General features: G+C 73.0%; 21 protein-coding genes. 7 read left to right on the top strand and 14 right to left on the bottom strand.

The features are described 5' to 3' along the window. The first annotated feature begins 42 nt into the window (after positions 1–42). Complete coding sequence (locus QP089_RS32070) at positions 43–870, top strand: HipA family kinase (protein WP_285916632.1); 828 nt, start codon at positions 43–45, stop codon at positions 868–870. Beyond that, complete coding sequence (locus QP089_RS32065; protein ID WP_285916630.1) at positions 867–1,268, top strand: DUF3037 domain-containing protein; 402 nt, start codon at positions 867–869, stop codon at positions 1,266–1,268. The genes QP089_RS32070 and QP089_RS32065 overlap by 4 nt, the downstream gene beginning before the upstream one ends. Before the next feature lie 4 nt (positions 1,269–1,272). Here the strand turns inward: QP089_RS32065 and QP089_RS32060 are convergent, their stop codons facing one another. From QP089_RS32060 to QP089_RS32005, 12 genes are all read right to left on the bottom strand, one after another. After that, positions 1,273–2,181, bottom strand: a complete 909-nt coding sequence (locus QP089_RS32060) for a hypothetical protein (RefSeq protein ID WP_285916628.1) — start codon at positions 2,179–2,181, stop codon at positions 1,273–1,275. 116 nt (positions 2,182–2,297) lie between these two features. Continuing rightward, positions 2,298–3,272 (bottom strand): hypothetical protein, encoded by a 975-nt coding sequence (locus QP089_RS32055; protein WP_285916626.1) that lies wholly within the window; start codon positions 3,270–3,272, stop codon positions 2,298–2,300. A 96-nt stretch (positions 3,273–3,368) separates the two neighbouring features. After that, on the bottom strand, positions 3,369–4,211 hold the full coding sequence (locus QP089_RS32050; RefSeq protein WP_285916762.1) for a GNAT family N-acetyltransferase: 843 nt from the start codon (positions 4,209–4,211) through the stop codon (positions 3,369–3,371). 8 nt (positions 4,212–4,219) lie between these two features. Next, positions 4,220–4,348: a hypothetical protein gene (locus tag QP089_RS32045; RefSeq protein WP_285916625.1), complete on the bottom strand. Its 129-nt coding sequence runs from the start codon at positions 4,346–4,348 to the stop codon at positions 4,220–4,222. A 71-nt stretch (positions 4,349–4,419) separates the two neighbouring features. Beyond that, entirely contained in the window at positions 4,420–6,018 is a 1,599-nt protein-coding gene (locus QP089_RS32040; protein WP_285916624.1) for an alpha/beta hydrolase, read from the bottom strand. A gap of 138 nt (positions 6,019–6,156) precedes the next feature. Then, a complete protein-coding gene (locus tag QP089_RS32035) occupies positions 6,157–7,761 on the bottom strand; it encodes an alpha/beta fold hydrolase (protein WP_285916623.1) in 1,605 nt (534 codons plus the stop codon). Between the two features lie 295 nt (positions 7,762–8,056). After that, positions 8,057–9,709, bottom strand: a complete 1,653-nt coding sequence (locus QP089_RS32030; RefSeq protein WP_285916622.1) for an alpha/beta hydrolase — start codon at positions 9,707–9,709, stop codon at positions 8,057–8,059. Positions 9,710–10,111: 402 nt separating this feature from the next. Next, positions 10,112–11,305, bottom strand: coding sequence for a flavodoxin-dependent (E)-4-hydroxy-3-methylbut-2-enyl-diphosphate synthase (gene ispG / locus QP089_RS32025; RefSeq protein WP_285916620.1), 1,194 nt, complete (start codon positions 11,303–11,305; stop codon positions 10,112–10,114). Positions 11,306–11,414: 109 nt separating this feature from the next. Continuing rightward, entirely contained in the window at positions 11,415–12,614 is a 1,200-nt protein-coding gene (locus tag QP089_RS32020; RefSeq protein ID WP_285916618.1) for a M50 family metallopeptidase, read from the bottom strand. A 107-nt stretch (positions 12,615–12,721) separates the two neighbouring features. After that, positions 12,722–13,942, bottom strand: a complete 1,221-nt coding sequence (gene dxr / locus QP089_RS32015) for a 1-deoxy-D-xylulose-5-phosphate reductoisomerase (RefSeq protein WP_285916760.1) — start codon at positions 13,940–13,942, stop codon at positions 12,722–12,724. Positions 13,943–14,701: 759 nt separating this feature from the next. Then, positions 14,702–15,979, bottom strand: a complete 1,278-nt coding sequence (locus QP089_RS32010; RefSeq protein WP_285916617.1) for an extracellular solute-binding protein — start codon at positions 15,977–15,979, stop codon at positions 14,702–14,704. Positions 15,980–16,398: 419 nt separating this feature from the next. Next, positions 16,399–16,746: a hypothetical protein gene (locus QP089_RS32005; protein WP_285916615.1), complete on the bottom strand. Its 348-nt coding sequence runs from the start codon at positions 16,744–16,746 to the stop codon at positions 16,399–16,401. A gap of 360 nt (positions 16,747–17,106) precedes the next feature. Between QP089_RS32005 and QP089_RS32000 the strand changes: the two genes are divergently transcribed. Continuing rightward, positions 17,107–18,642 carry a hypothetical protein gene (locus QP089_RS32000; RefSeq protein ID WP_285916614.1) on the top strand — a complete coding sequence of 512 codons (1,536 nt, stop codon included), beginning with the start codon at positions 17,107–17,109 and terminating at the stop codon, positions 18,640–18,642. On the opposite strand, the gene QP089_RS31995 is transcribed toward QP089_RS32000, so the two are convergent. After that, positions 18,578–20,095: a CoA-acylating methylmalonate-semialdehyde dehydrogenase gene (locus QP089_RS31995; protein WP_285916613.1), complete on the bottom strand. Its 1,518-nt coding sequence runs from the start codon at positions 20,093–20,095 to the stop codon at positions 18,578–18,580. The genes QP089_RS32000 and QP089_RS31995 overlap by 65 nt on opposite strands. After that, a complete protein-coding gene (locus QP089_RS31990; protein WP_285916612.1) occupies positions 20,095–21,426 on the bottom strand; it encodes an aspartate aminotransferase family protein in 1,332 nt (443 codons plus the stop codon). Before QP089_RS31990 ends, QP089_RS31995 begins: the two co-directional genes overlap by 1 nt. Positions 21,427–21,597: 171 nt before the next feature. On the opposite strand from QP089_RS31990, the gene QP089_RS31985 reads away from it, so the two are divergent. The 4 genes from QP089_RS31985 (at position 21,598) to QP089_RS31970 (ending at position 26,122) form a co-directional block, all read left to right on the top strand. After that, positions 21,598–23,226 (top strand): PucR family transcriptional regulator, encoded by a 1,629-nt coding sequence (locus QP089_RS31985; RefSeq protein WP_285916611.1) that lies wholly within the window; start codon positions 21,598–21,600, stop codon positions 23,224–23,226. Between the two features lie 82 nt (positions 23,227–23,308). After that, the gene (locus tag QP089_RS31980) at positions 23,309–24,088 is read left to right on the top strand and encodes an alpha/beta fold hydrolase (RefSeq protein WP_285916610.1); all 780 of its coding nucleotides are present in this window, start codon (positions 23,309–23,311) and stop codon (positions 24,086–24,088) included. A 40-nt stretch (positions 24,089–24,128) separates the two neighbouring features. Further along, positions 24,129–24,896, top strand: coding sequence for a methyltransferase domain-containing protein (locus QP089_RS31975; RefSeq protein ID WP_285916609.1), 768 nt, complete (start codon positions 24,129–24,131; stop codon positions 24,894–24,896). A gap of 89 nt (positions 24,897–24,985) precedes the next feature. Beyond that, a complete protein-coding gene (locus QP089_RS31970) occupies positions 24,986–26,122 on the top strand; it encodes a carboxylate-amine ligase (protein WP_285916608.1) in 1,137 nt (378 codons plus the stop codon). Positions 26,123–26,124: the final 2 nt, after the last annotated feature.

Raw genomic sequence — 26,124 nt, 5'->3', positions numbered from 1 at the left:
GCCGATTATCCCGGCCGCGCGCGCACCCGGTAGCGTTGCGACGTGTTGCCACATGTGACCGCCATCCGGTACGTGACGCCGCTGCGCGAGGGCGGGTCGCTGCCGGGCGTCGTCGAGGCCGACGACCTCGGCACCTATGTCATGAAGTTCCACGGCGCGGGGCAGGGCCGCAAGGCGCTGATCGCCGAGGTGATCGCGGGCGAGCTGGCCAGGCGGCTCGGGTTCCGGGTGCCCGACCAGGTGCTCATCGACCTCGACCCGGCGATCGGCCGGCACGAGCCCGACCCGGACGTGCAGGACCTGCTGAAGGCCAGCCCCGGCCGCAACCTCGGCGTCGACTTCCTGCCCGGCTCGCTCGGCTTCGACCCGCTCGGCTGGAAGCCGGACCGGCTGTTCGCCTCCCGGGTGCTGTGGCTGGACGCGTTCATCGGCAACGTCGACCGGAGCTGGCGCAACCCGAACATGCTGGTCTGGCACGGGGACGTGTGGCTGATCGACCACGGCGCGAGCCTGATCTTCCACCACGCGTGGGCGAACGCCGCCCGGCTGTTCTCCGGCCCGTACGACGTCGACGACCACGTGCTGACCCCGTTCGCCACCCGGCTGGAGGAGGCGGAGGCCGACCTCGCCCCGCGGATCACCGAGGGGCTGCTGCGCGAGGTGACCGCGCTGGTGCCCGACCTGTGGCTGGAGAACGAGCCCGGGTTCGCGGGCCCGCAGGAGCTGCGGGACGCCTACGTGGACGTCCTGCTGCCGCGCGCCGGCAAGCCGCGCGACTGGCTGCCCGGCCTGGACGTCAGCGCGCACCGGCCGGACACCGGGACGCGGCGCGGCGAGAACCGCCCGAGCTGGCTGGGCGGTCCTTCATGAGCAACATCCGGACCGCGGGCGAGCCGACGGTGTTCGAGTACGCGGCGCTGCGCGTGGTGCCGCGGGTCGAGCGGGGCGAGAGCATGAACGTGGGCGTCGTGGTGTACTGCCGCGCGCTGGACTACCTCGGCTGCCGCACCCACCTGGACGAGCGGCGGCTGCTCGCGCTCGACCCGTCGCTGGACCTGGAGGGCGTGCGGTCCGCGCTGAAGGGCGTGGACGCGATCTGCTGCGGCGGCGAGGGCGCGGGGCAGGCCGCGCGGGAGGCCCCGGGCGCGCGGTTCCGGTGGCTGACGGCGCCGCGCAGCACGATCGTCCAGCCGGGTCCGGTGCACGCCGGCCTCACCGAGAACCCCGCCGCCGAGCTCGACCGCCTGCTCGTCCTGCTCGTGAAGTGACCGGCTAGGACCACTCCCAGCGGATGCCGTGGTAGCCGGCCGGCATGCCGAACTCGATGAAGTGGACGTTGTGGTAGCTGGACAGCCGCAGGTCGGCGGCGTCCTCCAGGGCGGTGTGGCCGTCGGGGCGCCAGGTCCGGTAGCAGCGGGCGGGCAGCGCGGCCGGGTGGAAGCTCACCTCGATGAGGTACTCGTGCTGCGGCGTGCGGAACCCGCGGCCCTCCTCGGTGACGGGCGGGCCGCTCTCGTCGAACCCGAACCCGTACTCGAGCAGGTACGTCTCGCCGCGCCCGAGGGCCCGGTCGAACAGCAGCTCGGCGGCGATGAGGCCGCTGGAGGCGTCCATCCGGACGCGGCCGAACCGGCAGCCGCGCGCGGTCCGCGTCGACGGCAGCAGCCCGTGCGGGTGGTGGTAGACGGCGATCCACCGGTCGACGCCGCGCTGCTGCGCCTGGAACACCGCGCGGGTGCGCACCTCGCGCAGCTCCCGGCGGCGGCCGATGACGTGCTGGTCGTGCAGGCTGAGGCCGGTGAGCCGGCGTTCGCCGCCGTCGCCGATCTCGGCCAGCAGGTCGCGGACGCCGGGTTCGGGGCACAGCTCCTCGATGGGCGGAAACGGGCCCGGCGGGCGCTCGGCGGTCGGCTTGAGCAGGGTGAGCAGGGAGTGCCGGGGCAGTTCGAGGATGACCTCCAGGCCGCGGACCGCGCGCAGCGAGCCGGCGCGTTCGGGCCGGGTGCGGCCGCGCTGCCAGTAGCTGAGGGTGGACAGGCTGACGGCGACGCCCTGCGCCTCCAGCCGGCGGCGCAGCGATTCGAGGCTGAGGCCGCGGGCCTGGATGGCGGCCTGCAACGCCACGTTGAAAGGCCCGTACCGCAGGACCTGGAGGAGATCGTCCTCGGCGACGCTCTGCACTGCTCGGCCTCCGGATCCGCTCCGGCCGGCCCCCGCCCAACGGCCTTGACTGACGTGCTTGCAACTTTCAGCCTCACTGTAAGGCGCGGGCGACGGCAAGTCGACAGCCGGTTCGGTCACTGCCACTCCCATTCGATCCCGACGATCCCGTGCCGGACGGCCCCGACCGCGATGTTCGCGCTCCCCGACGTGCCGATCCACAGCTCGCCGAGCCGCCGCCGCGGCGCTCGCGGCCCGTCGGCGGTGAAGCCGTAGCAGCGGGCGGGCAACCGGCCGGCGCCGAACTCGACGACCGCGACGTAGTCGTGCACGGGACGGGAGAAGCGCCGGTCGTAGCCGTCTGGCGGCCCGGGCGGGCGGGGGCCGGACGGCCGCAGGTCGTACTCGACCACCGCCGTGTCGCCGGCCGCGAGCACGCGGTCGAAGACCAGCTCGAACGCCACCATCCCGCCGCCCGCGCGGACCCGTCCGGGCCGGCAGTACCGGACGCCCGCCAGCTCCGCCGCCTCCGCGTCCCCGGGCGCCTCCGCGTCCCCGGGCGCCTCCGCGTCCCCGGGCGGTTCGGCGGGCGGTTCGCCCGCCGGGTCGGCGGGGCCGGTGCGGTGGACGCAGACGACGCGGTCGATATCGTCGCCCGCCGCCCGCAGCACCGCGCGGACCGACAGCGTCCAGCACCGGCCGTCCGCGCCGAGCCGGTAGACGTCATGGACGCTGAGCCGTTCGAGCCGGTGGTCCCCGGACCGGTCGAGCTGCCCGACGAGCGCCGCGTACCGCACCGGATCGGGCCACAGCTCGCTCGCCGTGCCGGCAGGCGCGGCGGGCGGCACGGTGGACGGCGCGCCGCCGCGCGCCTGGGCGGGGGCGGGCCCGGCGCCGTCCAGCAGGCCGGTCAGCGTGCCCGGCGGCACCCCGAGGATCTCCTCCAGGGCCGCGACGGTGGCGCGGGAACGGGGGCGGCTGCGGCCGCGCTGCCAGTAGCTCAGCGTGGCCACGCTGACGGTCACGCCGCGCCGGCCGAGCCGGTGGCGGATCCGCTCCAGGGTCAGCCCGCTGGCCCGGACGGCCTGCCGCAACGCCACGGCGAACTCCACGGCCGGATGGTATCGGCCGGTGGGCATCGAGTCAGGCATCCATCGCAGATCCGGCACGCAACGACAAGTCCGGCGCCGCGCGGGCGGATGCGGCGGTCAGAACAGGATCGACATGAACGAGCCGTACTCGGCGAAGCCGACGCGGCGGTACGCGGCCCGCGCTCGCGTGTTGTAGTCGTTGACGTACAGCGACACCGTCGGGGCGATGCTGTGCAGCGCCTCCCGCACGACCGCCGACATGCCCGCCACCGACAGGCCCTGCCCGCGCAGGTCCGGCGGCACCCACACGCCCTGCACCTGGCAGGCGCGCGGCGTGACGGCGCCGACCTCGGCCTTGAACATGACCCGGCCGTCCTCGATGCGGGCGAACGCGCGGCCCTCGCGGATCAGTTCGGCGACCCGCGCGCGGTACAGCACTCCCCCGTCGCCGCTGTTCGGGGAGATCCCGACCTCCTCGGTGAACATCGCGACGCAAGCGGGGTAGACGACGTCGAACTCCTCCATCCGCACCCGCCGGACGCCCGGGTCGGCGGGCACGCCCGGGACGGTGGAGGTCGCCATCACCGGCTGCGCCGCGCGGACGGCGCGGGGCGGCCCCCAGTACGGCGCGAGTATCTCCCACATGTCGCCGACCGCGTCGACCGGGCCGACGATCGACGAGCAGCGGCGGCCCTGCGCCTGCGCCCGCTCGGCGAACGCCCGGACGGCCTGCGGACCGGCGGCGACCGGGATCAGGTTGGCGCCGGAGTAGCACAGCGCGGACAGCCGGCCGTCGCGCAGGTAGCCCCACATCTGGGCGCCGAGGCGGCGCGGATCGAGCCCCGCCGCGTGCACGCGGGACCCGACGAACACGTTGGCCACCGGGTCGGCGTCGAGGATCGCGAGCGCCTCCGCGCGGTACCGGTCGTCGAGGACCCGTACCGGCAGCGACCCCAGCATGCGCACGGCTACCGGCTCCCGGCCCGGACCGCGCCGGGCGCGGTCTCCCGAGGCGCGGTCTCCCGGGGCGCGGCTCCCCGGCCGGCCTCCCGGGGCGCGGCGGCGGCCGGCGCGGCGTACAGCACTGTCAGCACCACGCTGACAAGCCTATGCCGTTCCCGGCCCTCCCACCTCCACCGGCTCCCTACCGGCGGGTTCGCGGGCGGATTCAGCGGTGTGCGGCGTGGTGCGACCGTCCGGGCTTCTTGGCGGGGCCGGCCCCCGGAGGCGCCGGGGCCCTGCAGGTGGCGTCCGGGCCGGGTCGGCCGGCCGGCAGCGTGCCCTTGCCCAGGTAGGCGGCGACGGCGTGGTCGACGCACCGGTCGCCCGACAGCGACACCCCGTGGTTGCCGCCGCCGACCTGCGCGAGCAGCCGGGACGTCGGGAACAGCCGGTGGGTCTCCAGCGCCCCGGGGTAGGGGGTGGCGGCGTCCTCGGTGCCCTGCACCAGCAGCATCGGGGCGAGCGACCTGCCGGCCCCCACCCGGGGCGGGGGCCCGCCCGGGGCGCCCCAGAACGCGCAGGGCGCGTTGTACCAGGTGTTGCTCCAGGTCTCGAACTTGTAGCCCTCGCGGTAGAGCCGCCGGCTGTCGGCGTCCCAGCGGTTCCAGTCGCGGGGCCAGGCGGCGTCGCGGCACTGGACGGCGTTGTAGACGGCGTAGTTGTTCTGGTCCAGCCAGGTCGGCGGCTGCCAGATCCTGCGCAGCGGGCGGGCGTCGTGCCGGACGGCGTAGGCCGACAGCGCGGCGGCGTGCGAGGGCCAGCTGTAGTTGCCGTAGCCGTCGGCGAGGAACAGGTCGTCCAGCTCGTCCGGGCCGATCTTGCCGTCGATCGGCTTGGCCTTTAGCGCGGCACGGGTGCGGGCGTAGGCGGCGGCCACCTCGCCTCCGGTCTTCCCGAGCCGGTAGAGGGCGTGATGCCGGGCCACCCAGCCGAAGTACGCCTTGATCCGCTTCTCGAAGGCCACGTTCTGGTCGAGGTTGTCGCCGTACCAGACCCCGCTGGGCTTGACGACGCTGTCGAGGACCATGCGGCGGACGCGCCCCGGGTGGGCCGAGGCGTACGCGGCGCCGAGGTAGGTGCCGTACGAGTAGCCGAAGTAGTTGATCTTCTTCTGGTGCAGCGCCCGCCGGATCGCCTCCAGGTCGCGCACCCAGTCGGCCGTACCCATGTGCGGCAGGACCTTGCCGTACCTCTTCGCGCAGTCCCGGGCGTAGGCGCGGGCCCGCTGCTTCCAGGCGCGCTCCGCGGCGGCGTTCTCCGGGACGGTGTCGGGCCGCGCGCGTCCGGGGTCCTGGTAGCTCCTGTCGCAGACGAGGGCGGGCCTGCTGGCGCCGACGCCGCGCGGGTCGTAGCCGATCCAGTCGTAGGACGCGGCGACGCTCTTCGGCATCGCCGCGTGGAAGACGCCCGCGAGGTCGCGGCCGTGCGCGCCGGGGCCGCCGCGGTTGAGCAGGACGGCGCCCTGGCTCTTCTTCGCGGTGTGCCGCGCCCGCGACAGCGCGAGGGTGATCTGCTCGCCGTGCGGGCGCGCGTAGTCCAGCGGCACCCGCAGCGTCGCGCACTGCAGGCCCTTGAGGCGGCCGCCCTCGACCGCGTCCTTGGCGGGGCAGGCGTGCCAGGCGAGCCCGGCGGGCCTCGGCGCGGGGTCGGGACCGGGCCGTGCGGGGGCGGCGGTCGCGGGCGCACCGGGCGCGGCGGTGCCGGCGAGCGCGGCCGCGGCGAGGGCCGTCGCGGCGGCGGCCCTTCTTCCAGCGTGGTTCAGCACTCCCGCTTTCTACCGGCGCGCACCCGCGCGCCGCGGGAACCGCCGGGTTCGCGCGATTCCCGCCGAAAACGGATCTCGCGGCGTGCCCGTCCCCCGAAGGACGGGCACGCCGCGAGCGTCACGCGGTGAGCCGGAGGGCTACGGACGGCCGACCGGCAGGTCCTTGCCCGCGACGGCGCCGGCGGCCTTGGCCGTCATCGCCGTCGGGTCCGGGTCGTTCAGCGCAGGGACGGCCTTGCAGTAGGCGTCCGCGCCGTGCCGGCTCCCCGGCAGCGCGCCGCTGTCGAGGTAGGCGGCGACCTTGTCGTCCAGGCACGCGTTGCCGTTCAGCGTGTTGGCGTGGGTCTTGCCGCCGACCTCCAGGACGAGCCGCGAGGACGGGAACACCTTGTGCATGTTGTAGCCGCCGGCGACCGGGGTCGCGGCGTCCTGCGACGACTGCACGAGCAGCATGCCCGGCAGGCCCTTGCTCGCCTTCAGCTTGAGCCGCGGGCCGCCCTGGAACGGCCAGTACGCGATCGGCGCGTTGAACCAGACGTTGCTCCAGGTGTTGAAGCGGTAGCCCTCCTTGTAGAGCTTGGCCGCGTCGTTGTGCCACTTGTTCCAGTTGCGCGGCCACGGGGCGTCGGCCGCCTGGACGGCGTTGTAGACGGCGAAGTCGTTGTCCTCGCCGCCGGTGTTCAGCCAGTCGAGCAGGCCGGAGGCGTCCTTGTCGTTGGCCCAGGACGACAGCGCCTGCGCGAACGGGATGTAGTAGCCGGTGTTGTAGCCGGCGGTCAGGACGATGTCGTCCAGCTCGTCCGGGCCGATCTTGCCGGCGATCGGGGACTTCTTGGCCGCGGCGCGGATGGCGTAGTACTTGGCCTCGACCGCCTTCTCGGTCTTGCCGAGGTGGTAGATCGAGTCCCACTTGGCGGTCCACGCCCACCAGGACTTCATGTTGCGCTCGAACGCCTTGTCCTGCTCGAGCTGGGCGTCGTACCAGACCGTCTTCGGGTTGACGTTGCCGTCCAGCACCATGTGCTTCACGCGGTTCGGGAACAGCGTGGCGTAGGTGGCGCCGAAGTAGGTGCCGTAGGAGAAGCCGTACCAGCTGAGCTTCTGCTGGCCGAGCGCGGCGCGGATGGTGTCGACGTCCCGCGCGGCGTCGGTGGTGCGCATGTGCGGCAGCATCCAGCCGAACTTGCGCTGGCAGTCCTGCGCGTACTTCCTCGCCTTGGCCTTCCAGACGGCCTCGTCCTTGGCCGAGTGCGGGACGTAGTCCGGCCGGACCGGGTTGTACCACGTCTTGTCGCAGGTCAGCGCCGGCTGGCTGGATCCGACGCCGCGGGGGTCGAAGCCGATGATGTCGTACTTGGCGGCGGTGGCGGCGTGGCCGACGCCGCCCATCCAGCGGGCCAGCGCGGGCGCGTACTCGATGCCGGTGCCGCCGGGTCCGCCCGGGTTGACGAACAGCACGCCCTGGTAGTTCTTGTCGTCGGTGTGCTTGTAGCGCGACACCGCGATGGAGATCTTGCGGCCGTTCGGCTTGGTGTAGTCGAGCGGCACCTGAACCTGGGCGCACTGGGCCTTGTTCATCGGGTCATCGGGGCCGCTGACCTCGCACTTGCCCCAGTTGATCCCGCTCGCCGCGACCGGCGCCGCGGCCGACGGGCCGGCGGCGGCGTTCGCGGAGACGGCGGCCACGGTGCCGCCGCCCGCCGCCACGGCCGCGGCGGCCGTGGCGATGACGATCCTCTTCACTTGACCCCCTCAGATCGGCGGCTCCGGAGCCCCGGTCGGGCTCGGAGGGGGGAGCAGCGCCGATGCATAGCGGATGCGCGGATTGCGTGGAGATTGTGGCGTTTCTGGGCGATATGGCGGGAGAGCCCGTCGTGACCAGATATGAAATCGTGACAAGATCAGCGAATGTTCGTGATGTCGACCGTTCCGGACCGCCGGACCCGGCCGGCATGCGAAGAGGGCCCCGGGGATCGCTCCCCAGGGCCCTCCTCGGCCGTTCCGCGGCCCGGCCGGATGGATCAGCCGGTCACGGGGTTCAGCGGATGACGTCGGCGTCCAGGCGCGCCGTCTTCGCCGCCGTCGTGGACAGCGACTTGGCGGAGGCCTGCGCCGGCGGCACCGGGTCGCCGAGCTGCGGGACGTGCGTGATGGACCGGCCCGGCCGCTTCCCGGTGAGGAAGTACTGGTCGAAGATGGCGTCCACGGCCGCCGAGCCGCGGTGCACGATGCAGTGCGTGCGGTCGCCGTCCTGGATGACCAGCTGCGAGCCCTTCAGCCGGCGGTGCATGTCGAGCGCGCCGGCGAGCGGCGTCGCCGCGTCCTCGCTGCCCTCGAACTGCAGGATGTTGCGCGGCAGGTCGCGGTTGTGCCCGACGTTCACCGGCTTGCCGGCCTTGGCGGGCCAGGTCAGGCACGGCGCGTTGTACCAGGCGTTGCCCCAGGTGAGGAACGGGTGCTTCTTGTTGATCCGGACGTTGTCGCGCTCCCACTTCGCCCAGCTCGTCGGCCACTGGACGTCGGTGCACTGCACGGCGTTGTAGACGGCGAAGCCGTTGTCGTCCGCGCCGCCGGTCGTCTGCGCGCCGAAGGTACCGACGAACGTCGCGGCGTCACCGGTCGTGTAGGCGCGCAGGCCCACCGCGTAGCTGTTCCACACCGCCTGGCTGCGCCGGTACGCGGCGTTCTGGATCGCGTCGGTCAGCTCGTCCGGGCCGACGGCGAACTTCTGGCCGCTGCTCGGGTCGGTGTAGTACACCGGCTTGGTCTTGAGCGTGGCGCGCAGCTTGTAGAAGAACGAGCGCACGGCCTTCTGCGTGGTGCCCAGGTGGTAGACGGAGTCGTACCTGGCGATCCACCCGAAGTAGTAGTCCATGTTCTTGTCGAACTGGACGTCCTGGTTCAGGTTGGCCACGTACCACACGTCCGACGGGCCGACGTTGCCGTCCAGCACCATCCGGCCCACGGTCTTCGGGAACATCGTCGCGTAGACCGAGCCGAGGTAGGTGCCGTACGAGGCGCCGTAGAAGTCGAGCTTCTTGTCGCGCAGCGCCTTGCGGATCGACTCCATGTCGCGCACGGAGTCGGTCGTCTTGATGTGGTTCAGCAGGCCGATCTTGTCGGACTTCCGGCACCCGTCGGTGTACGACTTGGACTTCTTCAGCCACACCGAGACCGAGGCGCGGTCGCCGGTGCCGTAGTCGGGACGGGGGGCGTTGGTGTAGTTCGGGTCGCAGCTCAGCGCGGGGACGCTCATCCCGACGCCGCGCGGGTCGAAGCCGATGACGTTGTAGGCGTCCTTCAGCGCCGCGGAGTTCTGCGCGAACACCCGCGGGCCGAACAGCGCGCCGCCGCCGCCCGGACCGCCCGGGTTCACCACCATGTCGCCCTTGGCGGCGCCCGTGCCGGTGTGCGGGGTGCGGGTCAGCTGCAGCGTGATCTTCTTGCCGCTCGGCTTGGCGTAGTCCAGCGGCACCTGCAGCTCGCCGCACTGCACGATCTTGGAGACCGGGTACAGCCCGTCGTACAGGTCGTGCACCTGCTGGACGAAGTCCGCGGGGCAGGCGTGCCACTTCACCGCGGCGGGGTCGAACCCCCTGGCCGCGGAGGGGCCCGCGGCCTGTGCGCTCGCGGCGCCGAGCCCGGAGAGCCCGAGCCCGGCCACCGCGGCCACGACGACAGTCCTCTTCACATATCCCCCTAACCTGCCGACCCGGATGAGTCAGACATTTGGGTAAACAAGTGAAGATTGTTGTCCTGCGGACAAGTCCGACAACAGAGCTTGTCGTGAGCAGATGCAGAATCGTGACAAGATCCACGGAACTTTGTGATATGGCCGGACGTTCGGGTTCCGGGCCTTCGGTGGGGGCGCCCGCCCGTCCCCGCGCCGCGGGCGGCCGCCGCACCGGCGGGCACCTGCCCGAACGCGAAAAAGGGCCCTCGGGTGCATCACCCGAGGGCCCTCGTCAGACCCGTTCCGCCCGCACGCCCCTACGGGCTGCGGCGGTCACGTCACGTCGTCATCTCACACGGTCGCCCCGCACGATCATCGGTCGCGCGGCGCCGCCGGCGCGCGCGGCGCCGGCCGGGGCCGTCAGCTCACCACGACCTGCGCGCCGGGGCCGGACACCGACCCGTCCTCGCCGATCTCGATGCCCATGTCGTCGGCGATGCGCATGGCCTCCTCGATCAGCGTCTCCACGATCTGCGCCTCCGGCACGGTCTTGACGACCTCGCCCTTGACGAAGATCTGGCCCTTGCCGTTGCCGGACGCGACGCCGAGGTCGGCCTCCCGCGCCTCGCCGGGGCCGTTCACGACGCAGCCCATCACCGCGACGCGCAGCGGCACCGGGAAGTCCTTCAAGCCCGCGGTGACCTGCTCGGCCAGCGTGTACACGTCCACCTGGGCGCGGCCGCACGACGGGCACGACACGATCTCCAGGCCGCGCTGCCGCAGCCCGAGCGACTCCAGGATCGCCGTGCCGACCTTGACCTCCTCGACCGGAGGCGCCGACAGCGATACCCGGATCGTGTCGCCGATCCCCTCGGCGAGCAGCGCGCCGAACGCCACCGCGGACTTCACCGTGCCCTGGAAGGCGGGCCCGGCCTCGGTGACGCCGAGGTGCAGCGGGTACTCGCAGGCGGCGGCGAGCTTGCGGTACGCCTGGATCATCACGACCGGGTCGTTGTGCTTGACCGAGATCTTGATGTCGCGGAAGCCGTGCTCCTCGAACAGCGAGCACTCCCACAGCGCCGACTCCACCAGCGCGTCCGGGGTGGCCTTGCCGTACTTCTCCAGCAGCCGCTTGTCCAGCGAGCCGGCGTTGACGCCGATCCGGATCGGGACGCCCGCGTCCTGCGCGGCGCGCGCGATCTCGCCGACCTTGTCGTCGAACTTCTTGATGTTGCCGGGGTTGACCCGGACCGCCGCGCAGCCCGCGTCGATCGCCGCGAACACGTACTTGGGCTGGAAGTGGATGTCGGCGATGACCGGGATCGGGGACTTCTTGGCGATCGCGGGCAGCGCCTCGGCGTCGTCCTGCGACGGCACCGCCACCCGGACGATCTGGCACCCGGACGCGGTCAGCTCCGCGATCTGCTGCAGCGTGGCGTTGACGTCGGCGGTGAGGGTCGTGGTCATGGACTGCACCGACACGGGGGCGTCGCCGCCGACCGGCACGTCGCCGACCATGATCTGGCGCGACTTGCGGCGCGCCGCGACCGGTCCCTGCGCCCCCTGTCCGTCGCCCTCGCCGCGGACCGTCGGAATTCCCAGTGAAACGCTCATCCCTCTCCTCTGACTCGCTTTCCCCAGCCTAGGCGCCCCGCAAGGCCGGCGTGACAGCGACCGGCATGCAATAGTGTGACCGCTCGGCCACGTTCGGTAAACCTGCCGCTCATTGCGGCATCCGCAGGGGGTTGACCAGATCGGCGAGGATCAGCAGGACGCCGAGCCCCACGAGCACCAGCACCGCCAGATACGTCAAGGGCATGAGCTTGGTCATGTCGACGGTGCCGGGATCGGGGCGCCCCCTGATCCCGTTGAAGCGCACCCGCAGCCGCTCGTAGGCGACCACCGCGAGGTGCCCGCCGTCCAGCGGCAGCAGCGGCACGACGTTGAGCGCGCCTAAGAAGATGTTCACCGAGATGACAAGCGACAGATACAGGGCGACCTTGTCGCGGACGGAGCTGTGCGAGGAGAAGATCTGCCCCGACACCTCCGTCGCGCCGACGACGCTGCCGACCTGGCCGCCGGGCGAGCTCTGCCGTTCGGGGGTGAACAGCTTCGGGACGGCCGACGGCAGGTCCACCACGATCCGCCCCATGCTCTGCACGGTCCTGCCGATGCCGCGCCCGGCGAACACGGCGGCGTTGAGCGGGCCCGTCCGCTCGTAGCCGGCCCCGACGACCCGCGCGGACATGCCGACGAACGGGTCCCCGCCGACGTCCGCCAGCCGGATCCGCAGCGTCACCGGGCCCGCGGCGCCCGCCCGCTGGACGACCAGCGGAACGGTCTCCCCCGGTTTGGCCTTGTCGATCGCGTCGCGCAGTTGTTCCCAGTCCGACACCGGAGTGCCGTTGAACGAGAGGACCCGGTCGCCCGCGCGCAGCCCGGCGGCCTTCGCCGGGGACGCCGGACGGCCGGCGCCGCAGTCGTCCTGCAGCCGCGCCGGGACGCAGGAGCTGACCTGGTCGACGGTCGTGGTCACCGAGCCGGACTGTCGGACGCCGACGGTCATCGCCATCGCCATCAGCAGCACGAACGCGAACACGAAGTTCACCACGACGCCCGCCGCGATGACGATCGCGCGCCGCCCGGCGGGCTGCCGGTAGAACGCGCGCGGCCGGTCGGCCTCGTCGACCTCCTCCAGCGGCGTGTAGCCGACGATCTTGACGAAGCCGCCGAGCGGGATCGCCTTGACGCCGTACTCGGTCTCGCCGCGGGTGCGCGACCACAGCGTCGGGCCGAACCCGACGAAGTACTGGGTGGCCTTCATCCCGAACCGCTTGGCGGTGAGCAGGTGCCCGCCCTCGTGCAGCATCACCGAGACCAGCAGCGCGATGACGAACGCCACCGCGCCCAAGGCGAAGGCCATCCGATCCCCCTCCCGGGGTCAGTGCCGCCCGAAGGGGAACTCCCCCACGCCCCGACCGGTTCCCGCCGCGGGGACGCCCCCCGCGCCCCCGGCCGGCTCCGCCGGGGTCAGTCGAGCCCTGTCACTTCCCTTGTCCGTGCGCGCGCCCAGCCGTCGGCCGCCAGCACGTCGTCGAGTGCCAGGTCGCCGGGCGTGCCGGTCCCGTGCTCCTCCATTACCCGCGTGATCGTGTCGACTATCCCCAGGAACGGCAGTCGTCCGGCGCGGAACGCCTCCACACATTCCTCGTTGGCCGCGTTGTAAACGGCCGGGACCGTCCCGCCCAGCTCGCCGGCGCGGCGCGCGAGCGCGACGGCCGGGAACGCCTCGTCGTCGAGCGGGAACAGCTCCCAGGTGTGCGCCCTCGTCCAGTCGACGCCGGGCGCGGCGTCGGGAACGCGGTCCGGCCAGTCGATGCCGAGCGCGATCGGCAGCCGCATGTCGGGCGGGCTGACCTGCGCCAGCGTCGAGCCGTCGGCGAACTCCACCATCGAGTGGATGAACGACTGCGGGTGCACCATCACCTCGATCCGGTCCATCGGGACGTCGAACAGCAGGTGCGCCTCGATGACCTCCAGGCCCTTGTTCACCAGGGTCGCGGAGTTGATGGTGACGACCGGGCCCATGTCCCAGGTCGGGTGGTTCAGCGCCTGCTCGGGCGTGACATCGGTGAGCTCCTCCCTGGCCCGGCCGCGGAACGGGCCGCCGCTCGCGGTCAGGACCAGCCGCCGCACCTCTTCCGCCCGGCCGCCGCGCAGGCACTGCGCGAGCGCCGAGTGCTCGGAGTCGACCGGGACGATCTGCCCCGGCCGCGCCCGCTCCTTCACCAGCGGCCCGCCGATGATCAACGACTCCTTGTTGGCGAGCGCGAGCGTGCGGCCCGCGTCGAGCGCGGCCAGCGTGGAGGCCAGCCCGAGCGCGCCCGTCACCCCGTTCAGCACCACGTCGCACGGCCACGCCGCGACCTCGGCGACCGCGTCCGGACCGGCGACGATCTTCGGGATGGCGTACTCGCCCGCGGCATAGCCGCGCCGCTTCGCCTCGGCGTAGAACGCGAGCTGCAACTCCTGCGCGGCGGACGCCTTGGCGACCGCGACCACCTCCGGGCGGAACTCCAGCGCCTGCTCGGCCAGCAGCCCGACCCGCTCGCCGCCGGCCGCGAGGCCCGCGACCCGGAACCGGTCGGGGTTGCGGCGGACGACGTCGAGGGCCTGGGTCCCGATGGAGCCGGTGGAGCCGAGGACGACCAGTTCGCGTACGGCGGGCGCGGCGGCGCCTGAGGGAGACATCACCGCACCATTGTCGGACATCGCTCCGCGGGCGTCCCGCGATCCCCGGCCGCCAGCGCCCGGCGGCCCGTCCGGCCGGCGCGCGGGCCGGTGAGCCTTTGCCGCCCCTTTCACCTTCACTAGCTGGGACAACACCAGATCACGCCTATAAAGGAGTGACGTGATTCGACTCCCGCCAGGGGGATGGGACATGGACCGGACGGGCGAGCCGACGTTCGACCCGGGAGCGCTGAGCCCCGCTCAACGCTTCGGCGACGCGTGCGTCGTCTGCCGCAAGAAATGGCCCCGGCCGCGCGTCCGCGTCGGCCGCCTGCCGGACTCGTCCGGGGTGTTCGCGTGCGACGACTGCGCACCGGCCCCGCCGGCACCCCGCACGCCGCGGGGACCCCGGGAGCCGCTCACGAACGCCGCGCGACCGGTCGGGGAACCGGTCCCGGCGCGGACGACGGCGCTGGACGCCGTCGTCATGGAGGTCTCTCCAGGGAGAAGGGTGACCCGGGCCTTCGGGGGGAAGCCCGGGACCACCCGAGAGGCGCGCCCGGCTGGGGGCGGCCGGGCGCGCCGCACTTAATGCAATCTCGGCCCAAGGGGCTCGCCTGGCGGCTCGCCCCTTGACCGTGATTGGGCGAGCGCGGCCTCGCTTCGCGAGCTTCCCGGTGGGGGCTCGCCTTCGGCTTCGCCCCCACCGGTCAGATAACGCGCTCGCGTGCGGGCTGGGGTGTGTTGCGTTCGGACGGCCGGGGGCGTTGGGGAGGTCTGTCAGGACTTGGTGGACTCCAGCCAGGTCTTGGTCCACTCGGCGTAGTCGGTGCAGTCGGTCTTCTTGGACCTGCCGCCGCAGGCGCGGGTCGGCGCGTGCGCGAACATGATCTTGTCGATGTAGTCGCGGTCGCCGACGTGGAAGGCGGTGCAGAAACCGGCGCGCAGCCGGTCGCCGGAGCACGCCTGCGGGTTGGCGGGGGCGACGCCGGTCCACTCGGCCACCTGCTGCTGCACGTCCGGGGACGCGGTCCACTGCAGCCACTGGTACATGCAGTTGGGGTGCTGGACGCGGGCGCCGATCATCCAGGCGTCCATCCAGCCGGTGATCCCCTCGGACGGCGCGGCGGCCTGCACCGGCTTGGCGGCGCGGTCCAGGACGTCCACCTCGTAGGGGCCGGCCTCGCCGAGCACGGCCGCTCCCCCGGCGAACGCGCTGATCGTGTCGGCGGGCCGCTCGGCGTACTTCAGCACGTGCGGGCGCTGCCGGGCGAGCACGCGGCCCGCCGCGGCGAGCTGCCGCGGGGTCAGCGAGTAGGGATCGCCGATCTTGAGCTTGCGGTCGCGGGTCCTGAGGGAGAGCGCGGCCTCGGCGATCGACAGCGGGGTGTCGCGCACGATCAGCTTGCCGGAGTAGCGGCGGGCCTGCCCGGGGTCGAACAGGGCGGCCCAGCTCGCCGGCGGCTGGACGGCCCGGGTGTCGTACATGAGCAGGTTCGCGCCCCAGACGTAGGGGACGCCGTAGTACTCGCCGTCCTGCTTCAGCAGGCTCCGCAGCCTCGGCTCCAGCTTCTTGTAGCCGTCCACGAGGCCGGTGTTGACCGCGGTGACCTGGTCCTCGGCGACGAGCCGGCCGGCGACCTCCGGCGGCGCGGCGACGCCGTCGTAGCGGCGGTCCTTGTCGCGCATGAGGTCGTACATCTCCTGCGGCGTCTTGACCAGCTTCACGCCGACCTTGCAGCCGGTGCGCTCCTGGAACGGGGTGACCCAGTCGACCCGCGGGTCGGTGGTGCCGCTCTCCACCGAGCCCGGCAGCGCGAGCAGGTTGAGCGTGCCCTCGCCGGGGCCGAGGGTGCTGGCCGCCTTGGCGACGCCGACCGGTTCGGGGGGGGTCTCGTCGCTGCACGCGGCGAGGCCCGCGCCCGCGAGCACCGTGGCCGCCGCCAGGGCCGCCAGCCGCCCGGCCCGCCTCCCGCCGTCCGCCGCCCGGCCGGCCTTCCGCCGCATGTCGCTCCCGATCCCCTCCGCGGCGCCGCCTCCCGTCGCGGACGGCCCCATCGGCGCAGCGTAGCGTCTCCGGCACGGCGGGGCGGTGCGCGCCCCGTCCGGGACGTCGGCGGGCGGGCGGCGCGACCGCCATTCGCGACGGTGCCGGCGGGGCGTTCGCAAGCCATTCGCCGGTTTCCCGCGCCTATTCTTCCGAGTCATAACGGGAGTCGCCGGGATTACACGTGATCGCGACTCCGCCTCTTCACTCCGCGAGTGCGGATGATTCGGCTATGAAAGGCCATTTCCGAAGCCATTTCCGGTCCCGTACGCGGAGGCCCGCACACGGGAACGACACGGCCCCGGGAGGGCGGCGGGGTGCCGGTGTCCGCGCCACACGGAGGTTGCTGGAGAGGGATGTGGCGCGGGCTGCCGCCCTTCCCGGGGCCGCGGCGCAGCCGGTGGACGTGGCGAGGTTGGGGAACAGCGGATCACCTTGCAGTGCTGCCTGGCCACGCGATCACCGGCGCCCGGCGCAGCGGCGGCGGTGTGACGCCCTCGAGACGGAGGAGATTCGAGGGACGCCGCGCGCTCTGCCGGGGGTCGCGGGACGGCCTGGGGCCGTCGCCGATCAGGGGACGCCTGGGTGGGGTGTGCTCGACCACCTCGATCCGTGCGATGAGGGTCTGCGGGGTGTCGGCCTCCAGGAACTCGCCGGCGCCGGTGCCGCGCGGCGGCAGCGCCCACCAGTGGCGGGTGAACGGTCCGAACCAGATCGTCCAGCCCGGAAATCGCCTTCCGAGCGCGTCGACCTCCGCGGCATGGTCGTCAGCGGTCATAGCGCGGCTCTCCTGCTCGTCCCGTCCCCACCGGTCACCGAACACCGGATCCCGGTTCTGACTCCGGAGCCTGACTTTTAATTTCGTCTCTTTTAATTGCGACAGTGCGATTGTGTCGCCCGTCACAGAGCCAGTCAATGGGTGTAGCCATTATTCGTCGGCGCGGCCCGGACGGAAATCAACGACGGAAATCGACGGGCGTGGGAAAGTGCCGGGCGCCCGGTCCGGCCTGCCGGTTCGCGGCGCGCGGCGGGGCCGGGATCACCGGCCGCAACCCCGCGTTCACCGGTGCGTCACGGGGCCCGGCTAGCGTGGCCTCCTCCCGCGTTCCGACATCGAGCACCGCGAGGGCGGTCCCGCGTGCCGTCAAGGCTTTTTGCGCCATTTAATGCTATCTGGGCGTTTCGTCGGTATCTCCGGCACGCACCGTTCGTTCTCGCGCTCGCGGGCGGCGCCGCGCTGCGCTGGACGGCGGTGCTCGCCTATCCGCACGGCCTGTGGTTCACCGGCGACTCGTACTTCTACATCGGCTACGCGCTGCGGCCCACCCCGTCCCCGAGCAAGACCCTCGGCTACTCGTTCGTGCTGCGGCTGCTGGAGCCGCTGCACAGCCTGACCGCCGTCGTGGTCGTCCAGCACCTCATGGGCCTGGCGATCGCGGTGATGGCGTACGCGGTGCTGTGCCGAGCCGGCCTGCCTCCCTGGGCGTCCGCGCTGGTCACGCTGCCCGTGCTGTACGACGCGTACCAGATCGAGCTCGAACACCTGCTGATGTCCGAGACGCTGTTCATGTTCCTGATCGCGGGCGCGCTGACGCTGCTGCTGTGGCGCGTCCGCGACGGGGAGGGCCCGGTCTGGTGGACGGCCGCGGCCGCGGGCCTCCTGCTCGGCTACGCGGTGCTCGTCCGGTCGGCGGGCGCGCCGCTGGTCCCGGTCGTGCTGGTGTGCCTGCTGCTGTGGCGGCGCGGGTGGCGGCCGGCGCTGGCGTTCGGCGCCGCCGCGGCGGTCCCGATCGCCGCGTACGCGCTGTGGTTCCACGCCGAGCACGGCACCTACGCGCTCACCACGTCCGACGGCATCTACCTGTGGGGGCGGACGGCCGGGTTCGCCGACTGCGCGAAGATGCACCCGCCGCCCGACCAGGCGGCGCTGTGCCTGGACCCGGCGACCAAGGCCGAGAAGGACGCGCCCGGCCATCTGATCTGGCGCAGCGACATCCCGCCGCGCGTGCGGCTGTCGCCCGTGGTGTCCCCGGAGGCCAACGCCACGCTGCGCGCGTTCTCCGTCCGGGCGATCCTGGCGCAGCCCGGCGACTACCTCCAGGCGATCGGCGACGGCGTCGGCCGCGCGTTCAGCCCGCGCCGGTACCACTATCCGAACTCCACGACCGAGCGGCTGTACCACTTCCCCGACCGGCCGCAGCTCTTCCCCAGCGGCCTGGCCTACGCCACCAGGACCGGCCATCCCGGCACCGTGCTGGCGGACGCGATGGACTACGGCCGGACGGGAACGCCAAGCGAGGTCGTCCAGCCCTACGCGGATCGCATGGTCGGCTACCAGAAGCACTGGTTCCTGCCGGGACCGGCGATCGGTGCAGTGTTCGGGCTCGGCGCCCTAGCCGTCGCGGCCGCCCGCAAACGGCGCCGCGAGGTCCTGATGATGTGGGGGACGGCGGCGACGCTGCTGCTGTTCCCCATCGCCAGCGCCGACTTCGACTACCGCTACGTCGTGCCCGCGGTGCCGTTCGCCTGCTTCGCCGTGGGCCTCGGCCTCTCGGCGATCCGCGCCCGCGCGGCCGGTGCGGAGACCGGCCGCGCGGAGGCGGAGACCGTCACCCGTTGGTGGGGAACCCTAGGTTCACGCCGCCGTGAGAAGGATCGAGCCAGCGTGCCGTGACGGCCTTGGTGCGCGTGTAGAAGTGCACGCCCTCCATGCCGTGCGCGTGGCTGTCGCCGAACAGCGAGTCCTTCCAGCCGCCGAAGGAGTAGTACGCCATCGGCACCGGGATCGGCACGTTGATCCCGACCATGCCGACCTCCACCTCGTTCTGGAAGCGGCGCGCCGCCCCGCCGTCGTTGGTGAAGATCGCGGTGCCGTTGCCGTACGGGTTGGCGGAGATCAGCTCCATGGCCTCCTCGTACGAGCCGGCCCGCACGACCGCGAGCACCGGGCCGAAGATCTCGTCCTTGTAGGCGTCCATCTCCGGGGTGACGTGGTCGAGGACGGTCGGGCCGAGCCAGAACCCGTCGCCCGCGCCGCCGAGGACCGGCGTCTCGCGGCCGTCGATCGCGAGGGTGGCGCCCTGCGCGACGCCGGACTCGAGGTAGGAGGCGACCTTGTCGCGGTGCGCCTTCGTCACCAGCGGGCCCATCTCCGACTCGGGGTCGTCCCCGGGCCCGACCGTGAGCTGGGCGACCCGCTCGCGGATCTTCGCCATCAGCTCGTCGCCGACCGGGTCGACGGCCACCACGACGGAGATCGCCATGCAGCGCTCCCCCGCCGAGCCGAAGCCCGCCGAGACCGCGGCGTCGGCGGCGAGGTCGAGGTCGGCGTCCGGCAGCACCAGCATGTGGTTCTTGGCGCCGCCGAGCGCCTGCACCCGCTTGCCGTTCGCGGCGGCCGTCTCGTAGATGTACCGCGCGATCGGCGTGGAGCCGACGAAGCTGACGGCCTTGACGTCCGGGTGGTGCAGCAGCCCGTCCACCGCGGCCTTGTCGCCGTGGACGACGTTGAACACCCCGTCCGGCAGGCCCGCCTCGGCCCACAGCTCGGCGATCCGCACCGACGCCGACGGGTCCTTCTCCGACGGCTTGAGCACGAACGTGTTCCCGCACGCGATCGCCACCGGGAACATCCACATCGGCACCATCGCGGGGAAGTTGAACGGGGTGATCCCGGCGACCACGCCGAGCGGCTGGAGGATCGAGTAGGCGTCCACCCTCGTCGAGACGTTCTCCGAGAACCCGCCCTTGAGCAGGTGCGGGATGCCGCAGGCGAACTCCACGACCTCCAGGCCGCGCGCGACCTCGCCCGCCGCGTCCGACAGCACCTTGCCGTGCTCGGCGGAGATCAGCGCGGCCAGCTCGTCGCGGTGCGCGGCCACCAGCTCGCGGAACCGGAAAAGCACGGACGTCCGCTTGGACAGGGACGCGTCCCGCCAGCCGGAGAAGGCGGCCTTCGCGGAGGCGACGGCGGCGTCCACCTCGGCGGCGGAGGCGAAGTCGACGTGCCCGGCGACGCGTCCGGTCGCGGGCTCGTAGACGTCGCCGCGCCGGGCGGCGTCCCCGTCGAACGGCTTGCCGCCGATCCAGTGGGTGATGTGCCGGGTCTGGGGCTCTGTGTCGGTCATCAGGCGGTCTTTCCGGTTGCGGTCTTCGCGGCGGCGTCCGCGGACACGGACTCCAGCGAGGCGGTCAGGATGCCGAGGCCCTCGAGGGCCTCGGCGTCGGTCAGGGTGAGGGGCGGTGCCATGCGGACCACGTTGCCGTACAGGCCGCCCTTGCCGACCAGCAGCCCCCGCGCGCGGGCCGCCTCCATCAGCGCGGCGGCCAGCGGCGGGCTCGGCTCGCCGGTCTCCGGATCCGCCAGCTCGATCGCGAACATCAGGCCCTTGCCGCGGACGTCCTTGACGATCGGGAACCGAGCCGACGCCTCCCGCAGCCCGCCGATGATCTTCGCGCCCTGCTTGGCGGCGTTGGCCTGCAGATCGTGGTCCAGGACGTAGTCGAGGGTCGCGTTCGCCGCCGCCATCGAGATCGGGTTCCCGCCGAACGTGGAGAGCCCGACGGCGTGGAGCGCGTCCATCAGGTCGCCGCGCGCGACGACGCCGCCGACCGCGAAGCCGTTGCCGAGGCCCTTGGCGAACGTCATCATGTCGGGCGTCACGCCGTGGTTGTCGATGCCCCAGAAGCCCTGGCCGGTCCGTCCCCACGCGGTCTGCACCTCGTCGGAGATGAACAGGATGCCCGCCTCATCGAGGACCTCCTTGTAGGCGGCGAACAGGCCGTCCGGCGCCATCGTGAACCCGCCGACGCCCTGGATCGGCTCCGCGATCAGCGCCGCGACGTCGCCGCCGGTCGCGGTCGCGAGGACGTGCCGCAGGTCCTGCACGCACGCGTCGACGTACGCCTCGTCCGACATCCCGGCGAACTGCGGGAGGTGACGGTCGGCGCCGTGCAGGAAGTGGACGTTCAGCGGCGAGTAGGACAGGTTCGTCCAGGCCCGGTTGCCGGTGATGCCCGTCGCGCCGAACGAGCGGCCGTGGTAGCTCTGCCGCATCGCGAGCACCTGGTCGCTGCGGCGCGCGTACGCGGCCAGCAGCAGCGCCGTCTCGTTCGCCTCCGTGCCGGAATTGGCGAAGAACACCTTCGCGTCCGGGATGCCGGACAGCCGGGCGATCTTCTCGGCCAGCTCGACCTGGCCGCGCAGCAGGTAGGCGGTGGAGGTGTGCACGACGCCGGTCGCGAGCTGCCGCTCCACCGCCTCCCGCACCTCGGGCACGTCGTACCCGATCATGTTGGTGAGGATCCCCGTGAAGAAGTCGAGGTAGCCGTTGCCCTCGGCGTCGGTCACACGGTTTCCCTTGCCGCCGACGATCTCGATGGGGTCCTGGTAGTTGAGCGCCATCCAGGACGGCATGACCGCCCTGTGGCGCCGGAGCAGGTTCGCGTGTTCCGACATGGCCCAAGTCTCGTTCGGGCGGAACCGCGGGGCCAGCGGCAGAGTGTCAGGACACCGGCCCGCCGGTTGACGGAGTGGAACACCGCCCGGCCGGGCGCTTCCCGGCCCGGCTACACCCTGTAAAGGTCGCGGTCACCCTCATTGACAGGTTGTCGGATATCATCGCGGGCGATGCTGCCCACACTCGACGACGTCCTCCAGCTCGACGCGGTCCGCCGCGGCCAGCCGCGCGTCGTCGCGGGCGCCGACCGCACCGGCAACCGCGTCCGCTGGGTGCACGTCGCCGAGGTCACCGACATCGCGCACCTGCTGCACGGCGGCGAGCTCGTGCTCACCACCGGCATCGCGCTGCCCGACGAGCCCGACCGGCTGCGCGCCTACATCGCCGACCTCGCCGAGGTCGGCGTCAGCGGGCTGATGATCGAGCTCGGCCGGCGGTACGCCAGCCGGCTGCCGCCCGCCCTGCTCGCCGCCGCCGAGGATCTCGGCCTCCCGGTGGTCGTGCTGGCGCACGAGCCGGCGTTCGTCGACATCACCGAGTCCGTGCACGCCCGGATCGTTCAGGAGCAGTTCGCCGAGCTGCGCGCCTCCGAGCAGCTGCACGAGATCTTCACCCAGCTGTCGGTGGAGGGCGCCTCCACCGACGAGGTCGTCCGGCAGGTCGCCGCGATCGGCGGGCACCCGGTCGTGCTGGAGAACCTCTCCCACCGGGTGCTGGCCGCCGACGCCGACGGCCGCGACCCCGCCGAGCTGCTGTCGGCGTGGGAGACCCGCTCGCGGGCCGTCCGGCCGGGCACCCGCACCGGCTACGACGCCGCGTCCGGCTGGCTGGTCACCACGGTCGGGGCGCGCGGCGAGGACTGGGGGCGGCTGATCATCGTTCTGGGCTCGCCGCCGTCGCCGCGCGAGACCGTGCTGATCGAGCGGGCCGCCACCACCCTCGCGCTCGGCCGGCTGCTGGACCGGCACGCCGAGAGCGTCGAGCGGCAGGCGCACGGCACGATCATCGCCCGGATCCTCGCGCACGCCTACTCCGACCCGCAGGAGGCCGCCGCCCGCGCCCGCGCCCTCGGCGTGCCGCTGTCCGGCCGGCGGCTGCTCGGCGCCGTGCTGCGGCACCGCGGCGCCCTCGCCTCAAGGGGGTCCGCGCCGCCCGTCGGGGAGCTGTCCGCGCTGGCCGAGACGGCCGCCGCCGCCTGCAAGGACGCCCGCCTCGCCGCCCTCGTCGGCGTGCTGGACGAGGGCGGACCGCAGGCCCGGGTCGGCGTGCTGGCCTCGCTGCCGGCGCGCGCCGACGCCGAGACCGTCCTCACCGAGGTCGCCACCCGGATCCGCAAGCGGACCGGCGGCGACACCGTGATGGCCGCGGGCTCGGTCGTGGAGACGATCCGGGACGTCCGCCGCTCGTTCCTGGAGGCCGAGCAGGTCGCCGACGTCGCCGCCCGCGGCTCGGGCGCCCGGCTGTTCTACCGCCTGCCCGACCTGCGGCTGCGCGGCCTGCTGCACCTGCTCCGCGACGACGCCCGCGTCCAGACCTTCGTGGAACGCGAGCTCGGGCCGCTGCTGGAGTACGACGCGCAGCGCGGCAGCGACCTCACGCGCATCCTGGAGCTGTACCTGGAATCCGGGCGCAACAAGGCCGTCGCCGCCCAGCAGGCCCACCTGTCCCGCCCGGCCTTCTACGAGCGGCTCCGCCGCATCGAACGCGTCCTGGACGCCGACCTCGACGACGTCGAGTCCTGCGTCTCCTTCCACGTCGCCCTGCTCGCCCTCAGTTCCGTCCGCTGGGAACGCCCCTGACCCGCGCGGACGGCCGGAGATCGACCGGAGGCGATCGGCGAACGGGAGGCCGGAGCGTGGGACGCCGTTTACGCTTTTCGGCATGACGGACGCGGCGTTGCATGTTCATCGGTACGGGGATCCATCAGGGGCGCCGCTGGTCGCGCTGCACGGCGTCACGGGGCATGGGGCCCGATGGCGGCGGACGGCCGAGCGTCATCTCGCGGACCGCTACACCCTGGCCCCCGACCTGCGCGGGCACGGGCGCTCGCCGCACGAGCCGCCGTGGGGGGTCGAGCAGCACGTCGAGGACGTCCTCGACGTCATGGACACCGAGGGCCTCGACCAGGTCGACCTGGTGGGGCACTCCTACGGCGGGATGATCGCAGTGCATCTCGCGCGGACCGCCCCGCACCGGGTGCGGCGGCTCGTCCTGCTGGACCCGGCGATCGGGCTCGACCCGGTGGAGGCGGCTGAGAACGCGCGCGGATACATGGCGCAGGTGTCGTTCGCGGACGCCGTCGAGGCGCGGGCGTCGCTGGTGGCGCGGTGGTCCGGGGCGTCCGGCGAGACGGTGAACGATGAGCTCGCCGAGCACCTGGAGCACGCCCCGGACGGGCGGACCCGCTGGCGGTACGAGCCGGCCTCGATCGTGACGGCGTACTCGGAGATGGCGCGCCCCCACGTGGCCCCGCCCGCCGACCTGCCGACCCATCTGGTGATCGCGACGATGGCCGACCTGGTGCGGCCGGAGTTCGTGGTGGACTGCCGCGCCGCCCTCGGCCCCGGGCTGACGATCACCGAGATCGAGTCCGGCCACATGCTCTACATCGACCGCCTGGAGGAGACCGGCGCGCTGCTGCGCACCTGGCTGGCACCGTAAGGGCACATCTCCTCCACATCCGCCTGCTTCGATCGGCGGCATGGCAGCGACCATCGGCTACCTCGACAGAATCGCCGCGACGGACTCCGCGGTCGCCTACAAGCGCCACATGCTGGAGGCCCTCGCCATCGAGCCCGGCCACACGGTGCTGGACGTGGGCTGCGGCCCGGCCACCGACCTCGCCGCGCTCGCGTCCGCGGCGGGGCCGTCCGGCGCCGTGATCGGCGTCGACCACGACACCGCCATGGTGGACGAGGCGCGCCGCCGCACCGCGGGCCTGCCGGGCGCCCGGGTCGAGCACGCCGACGCGCACGCCCTTCCGCTGGACAGCGGCGCCGCCGACCGGGCCCGGATGGACCGCGTGATGATCCATCTGGACGATCCGTCCCGGGCGCTGCGCGAGATCCGGCGCGTGCTGCGGCCCGGCGGGCTGGTCGCGCTCGCCGAGCCCGACTGGCACACGCTCGCGATCGACCACCCGGACCTGGCGACGAGCCTGGCGTTCACCCGGTTCGTCGCCGAGCGGGCCAACCGCAACCAGGCGATGGGGCGGCAGGTGCCGCGGCTGGCGGAGGAGGCCGGGTTCATGGTCCTGTCGGTGCTGAACGCGGCCCCGGTGTTCCGCGATCCGGCCACGGCCGAACAGGTGTTCGAGCTGCGCCGCGCCACCGCGCGCGCCGTCGAGGCGGGCCGCCTGGAACCGGAGGCCGCCGCGCGGTGGCGGGAGCATCTGGACCGCGGTCCGGTCATGGTGACGGCCTCGTTCGTCATCGTCCTCGCCCGAGCAGATCGCCCGGCCCGGCGCTAGGTCGATCCCGGGCATTGTTCGCGCCACCTCCGGCCATCCGGGTGTGGCCCGGAGGAGGTACTTCAGGTCGCTCCGGGCACAACTATCTGGTGACACTTCGCAGTTCGGCGGGCATGCGCACCTTCGGGGTGGAGGAGGAGCTCCTCCTGGTCGACCCCGCCAGCGGCGCGCCGCAGGCCGTCTCGGGCTCCGTCGTCCAGTACGCCCGGCGCCACGACGAGGTGCTGTTCAACGGCGGCAGGCGGTCCGAGCCGCTGGAGTGCGAGCTGCAGCGCGAGCAGCTGGAGATCTGCACCCCGGTCTGCCGCACCCTGGACGAGGTGTCCGCGCATGTCAGGTCGGCGCGGCAGGCGGCGGCGCAGGCCGCGGCGGGCGTCGGGGCGGCGGTCGCCGCGCTGGCGACCTCGCCGGTCACCGTCCGGCCGTCGCTGTCCCCGTCGCGCCGCTACCGGCGCATGTCCGACGCCTACGGCCCCACCGCCGACGAGCAGCTCACCTGCGGCTGCCACGTGCACGTCGGCGTCGAGTCGCCGGACGAGGGCGTCGCCGTCCTCGACCGGATCCGGCCCTGGCTGCCGCCGCTGCTGGCCCTCAGCGCCAACTCGCCGTTCTGGCAGGGCGACGACACCGGCTACGACAGCTGGCGGCACCAGGTCTGGGGGCGCTGGCCCTCCAGCGGCCCGACCGAGCTGTTCGGCTCCGCCAAGGCCTACCGCGCCACCGTCGAGGCCCTGCTGGCCACCGGCGCGCTCGTCGACGAAGGGATGATCTACTTCGACGCCCGGCTGTCGCGGCGCTACCCCACCGTCGAGATCCGCGTCCCGGACGTGTGCCTGCGGGCCGACGACGCCGTGCTGATGGCCGCGCTGGTCCGCGCCCTGGTCGACACCGCCGCCGAGGCGTGGCACGCCGGCGAGCCGCCCGATCCCGTCCGCGCCGACCTGATGCGGCTGGCGATGTGGCGGGCCGGACGGTCCGGGCTGCGCGAGGAGCTCGTGCACCCGGCGACCCGCCGCGCCGCGCCCGTCCGCGACGTCGTCCGCGCGCTGCTGGAGCACCTCGGCCCGGCGCTCGACCGGATGGGCGATCTGGACGCCGCCACCCGCCTGCTGCACGGCCTACTGGATCGCGGAAACGGCGCCCAGCTGCAACGCGCCGTCTACGCCCGGACACGCGACGTGACGGCCGTCGTCTCCGACGCCGTCACCCACACCGCGGCCGCCTGAAA

The sequence above is a fragment of the Actinomadura opuntiae genome, from assembly GCF_030283205.1.
In the GTDB taxonomy this organism is placed as follows: Bacteria; Actinomycetota; Actinomycetes; order Streptosporangiales; family Streptosporangiaceae; genus Spirillospora.
This window is presented reverse-complemented; position numbering and strand designations above follow the sequence as displayed.

Excerpts from the sequence above, each read along its gene's own strand:
- QP089_RS31985 (WP_285916611.1), top strand. The coding sequence starts at position 21,598 with ATGCTGCCCACACTCGACGACGTCCTCCAGCTCGACGCGGTCCGCCGC.
- QP089_RS31995 (WP_285916613.1), bottom strand. The coding sequence starts at position 20,095 with ATGACCGACACAGAGCCCCAGACCCGGCACATCACCCACTGGATCGGC.
- ispG (WP_285916620.1), bottom strand. The coding sequence starts at position 11,305 with ATGAGCGTTTCACTGGGAATTCCGACGGTCCGCGGCGAGGGCGACGGA.
- QP089_RS32010 (WP_285916617.1), bottom strand. The coding sequence starts at position 15,979 with ATGGGGCCGTCCGCGACGGGAGGCGGCGCCGCGGAGGGGATCGGGAGC.
- QP089_RS32005 (WP_285916615.1), bottom strand. The coding sequence starts at position 16,746 with ATGACCGCTGACGACCATGCCGCGGAGGTCGACGCGCTCGGAAGGCGA.
- QP089_RS32020 (WP_285916618.1), bottom strand. The coding sequence starts at position 12,614 with ATGGCCTTCGCCTTGGGCGCGGTGGCGTTCGTCATCGCGCTGCTGGTC.
- QP089_RS31975 (WP_285916609.1), top strand. The coding sequence starts at position 24,129 with ATGGCAGCGACCATCGGCTACCTCGACAGAATCGCCGCGACGGACTCC.
- QP089_RS31980 (WP_285916610.1), top strand. The coding sequence starts at position 23,309 with ATGACGGACGCGGCGTTGCATGTTCATCGGTACGGGGATCCATCAGGG.
- dxr (WP_285916760.1), bottom strand. The coding sequence starts at position 13,942 with ATGTCTCCCTCAGGCGCCGCCGCGCCCGCCGTACGCGAACTGGTCGTC.
- QP089_RS32065 (WP_285916630.1), top strand. The coding sequence starts at position 867 with ATGAGCAACATCCGGACCGCGGGCGAGCCGACGGTGTTCGAGTACGCG.
- QP089_RS32050 (WP_285916762.1), bottom strand. The coding sequence starts at position 4,211 with ATGCTGGGGTCGCTGCCGGTACGGGTCCTCGACGACCGGTACCGCGCG.
- QP089_RS31990 (WP_285916612.1), bottom strand. The coding sequence starts at position 21,426 with ATGTCGGAACACGCGAACCTGCTCCGGCGCCACAGGGCGGTCATGCCG.